The following is a 3574-nucleotide window of genomic DNA, read 5'->3' on the forward strand; positions in this document are numbered from 1 at the left end:
GTACATAGGTGACAGGCGCCCGCCCCGGCTTCACCGTGTGACCGAGCACACACGCATACGGGTGCCCGGCGGGTACAACCTTCGGGGGCGAGCGCCTGTCACCTATGTACCGCGGCGGGTACCGCGCTCGGAGGGGGAGCGCGGTACCCGCCGCGTATCAGTCGGCCCGCAGGCCGGCCGCCCCGGACCGGCGCGGCGGGACCTCGGGCACCGGGAGGAACGGCAGCCGCAGCGCGCCGAAGGCCTCCTTGGGCACGGCCGGGCGGACCGGCTCCACCGGCGCGAGCCGCACGTACGCGGCGCCCTGCTCCGGGCGGGCGTCCGGCTCGCCCTTGTTCGGCCAGAACGCCATCGCCCGCTCCGCCTGCGCCGTGATCGTCAGGGACGGGTTCACGCCGAGGTTCGCGGAGACCGCCGCGCCGTCCACGACGAGGATGCCCGGGTGCCCGTACAGCCGGTGGTACGGGTCGACGACGCCCTCCTCGGGGGAGGCGCCGATCGGGCAGCCGCCGAGGAAGTGCGCCGTCAGCGGTGTGCCCATGAGCTCGCCGACGTTGCTGCCGGCGAAGCCGCCTATCTCCTCGGCGAGCAGGGACGCGGCCCGGGTGGCCGCCTCGAGCTGCACCGGGTTGGGGGCGCCGTGCCCCTGGCGGGCCGTGAGCAGGCCCCTGCCGAGGCCGCTCGGCTTGCGGTACGTCGTCAGCGAGTTGTCCACGGACTGCATGACCAGCCCGATGATGGTCCGCTCCGACCAGCGCCGGTTGGAGAGCGAGCGCAGCAGCTGCACCGGGTGCTTCGCGGTGCGGGCGAGCCAGCGGCGCACGCGGTGCGGGCCGTACGGCACCTGGAGCACGGTCAGGAAGCCCATCGCGTTCGAGCCGCGGCCGTAGCGGACGGGCTCGATGTGGGTGTCCGCGTCCGGATGGACGGAGGAGGTGATGGCGACGCCGCGGGTGAAGTCGGCCCGCCGGCCGGGGCCGTGCCGCCGGCGGTAGCGGCGGTCGTCGGTCTGCGCGCCGACGAGCCCCTCGGAGTTGGTGCGGGTCAGTTCCCCCAGGCGGTCGGAGATCCGCGGGAGCAGCCCGGTGTCCTTCATCCGGTGCAGCAGGGTCTGGGTGCCGTACGTGCCGGCGGCGACGACCACGTACCGGGCGCGCAGCTCCCGGGAGGGGCCGCGGCGGCGGGCGTCGGTGGGGACGGTGCGGACGCGGTGGCCGCCGTCCGGGTGCTCGGCGACGGCGGTGACGGTCGTCATGGGGTGGATGACGGCGCCGGCGCGCTCGGCGAGGTGGAGGTAGTTCTCGGTGAGGGTGTTCTTCGCGCCGTGCCGGCAGCCGGTCATGCACTCGCCGCATTCGGTGCAGGCGCGGCGGGCGGGGCCGGCGCCGCCGAAGTACGGGTCGGGGACCTCCTGGCCGGGCCGGGCCGCGGCGGCGCCGCCGGCGTCGGCGCCGTCGCCGAAGAAGACGCCGACCGGCGCCATGTGGAAGGTGTCCGCGACGCCCATCTTCTCGGCGACGGCCAGCAGGTGGACGTCGGAGGCGGTCGTCGTCGGGTTGAGCCGCACTCCGAGCATCCGCTTGGCCTGCTCGTAGTACGGGGCGAGCTCCTCGCGCCAGTCCGTGATGTGCGCCCACTGCCGGTCCTCGAAGAAGGCGGTGGGCGGCACGTACAGGGTGTTGGCGTAGTTGAGCGAGCCGCCGCCGACGCCCGCCCCGGCCAGCACCATCACGTTGCCGAGGAGGTGGATCCGCTGGAGCCCGTACAGGCCGAGCGCCGGCGCCCACAGGTAGTTGCGCACGTCCCAGCTGTTGCGCGGGAGGGTCTCGGGGGTGAAGCGGCGCCCCGCCTCCAGGACGGCGACCCGGTAGCCCTTCTCGGCCAGGCGCAGCGCCGAGACGGAGCCGCCGAAGCCGGATCCGATGACGATGACGTCGTAGTCGTACGGCTCTGACACTGGGGCGCCTCCTTGGCGGCCGCGGTGCTAGCGGAGGCGGAGGGCCTTCATCACCCGGAGGCTGCGCGTCATGAACGCCGCGTACGCCTCGTCGTCCATGCCGAGCGAGGGCGCCATCGGCAGCAGCCGCTGGTGGGCGACCGTCTGCGCCTCCGTGTACTTGAGGATGCCCTCGGAGCCGTGCCGGCGGCCGAGGCCGGAGTCCTTCATGCCGCCCATGGGGGCGCGGACGCTGCCGTAGGCCGGGGCGTAGCCCTCGTTGATGTTGACGGTGCCGGTGCGCAGGCGGGCGGCGACGGCGCGGCCGCGGCGGGCGTCCTTCGTCCACACGCTGGAGTTGAGGCCGTAGGGGGTGGCGTTGGCCTGGGCGACGGCCTCGTCCTCGTCGGTGAAGCGGTAGACGGAGACGACCGGGCCGAAGGTCTCCTCGCCGCACACGGCCATCGGGGCCTCGACGCCGTCGAGGATGGTCGGCTCGTAGAACAGCGGGCCGATGTCGGGGCGGGCGGTGCCGCCGGCGACGAGGGTGGCGCCCTTGGCGACGGCCTCGTCGACGTGCCGGCGGACGGTCTCCAGCTGGCGCTCGCCGACCAGCGAGCCCATGTCCGCGCCGTACGCGAGGGAGCTGCCCAGGCGCATGGCCTTGGTGCGGGCGGCGAACCGGGCGAGGAACTCGTCGGCTATGGAGGCGTGGACGTAGAGCCGCTCGATGGAGATGCACAGCTGGCCGGCGGAGGAGAAGCAGGCGCGGACGGCGCCGGCGGCGGCCTTCTCGACGTCGGCGTCGTGGAGGACGAGCATGGCGTTCTTGCCGCCGAGTTCGAGGGAGACGCCGACGAGGCGGGCGGCGGCGCCCTGCGCGACCTCGCGGCCGGTGCGGGTGGAGCCGGTGAAGGAGACGTAGTCGGCGTGCCGGACCACCTCGGGGCCGACGACGGGGCCCTCGCCGAGGACGACCTGGAAGACCTCGGGGGGCAGCCCGGCCTCGATGAGCACGTCGCGCGCCCACAGGGCGGTCAGCGCGGTCTCGGTGTCGGGCTTCATGACGACGGCGTTGCCGGAGGCGAAGGCGGGCAGGGCGTCGCCGACGGAGAGTTCGAGGGGGTAGTTCCAGGGGGCGATCTGGCCGACCACACCGCGCGGCTGGCGCAGCTCGGTGACCTTGGTGAGGGTCGGCATCGCGCCGGTGTGGCTGCGCGGCCGCAGGTACGCGGGCGCCTTGCGGCCGTAGTGGCGGGCGGCGACGGCGACGGCCTGGACCTCCTCGTGGGCGTGCAGGCGGGCCTTGCCGGTCTCCAGCTGGATCAGGTCGAGGACCTCGGCCTGGCGGGCGAGGACCAGGTCGTGGAAGCGGAGCAGGACGGCGGCGCGGCGGCGTACGGGGACGGCGGCCCACGCGGCTTGGGCGGCGCGGGCCCGCGCGAAGGCCTCGGCGACCTCGGCGGGGGTGGCCTCGGGGAGGTCGGCGAGCTTGGCCCCGGTGAACGGCGTGTGGTTCGCGGTTCGCCCGGAGCCGACGACCCCGCGGGTGAGCCGGGCGACCAGGTCGGGGGTGACCACGTCCGCGGCGGTGCGCACGCCGGCGGGGGCCGGGGCGACCGGGTTGGTGGGCTGCGG

Annotated in this window: 2 protein-coding genes; both read right to left on the reverse strand. The window is 74.9% G+C overall.

Features of this window, described 5'->3' with window-relative positions; genetic code table 11:
- Window positions 1-157 precede the first annotated feature (157 nt).
- Window positions 158-1957, reverse strand: coding sequence for an FAD-dependent oxidoreductase (locus EF903_RS30215; RefSeq protein ID WP_125548178.1), 1800 nt, complete (start codon window positions 1955-1957; stop codon window positions 158-160).
- Window positions 1958-1984: 27 nt separating this feature from the next.
- Window positions 1985-3574: succinic semialdehyde dehydrogenase (locus EF903_RS30220; RefSeq protein ID WP_148142612.1), on the reverse strand; the 1590-nt coding region annotated here is incomplete at its 5' end.

The sequence above is a fragment of the Streptomyces sp. WAC05292 genome (assembly GCF_003949955.1).
Taxonomy (GTDB): Bacteria; Actinomycetota; Actinomycetes; order Streptomycetales; family Streptomycetaceae; genus Streptomyces; species Streptomyces globosus.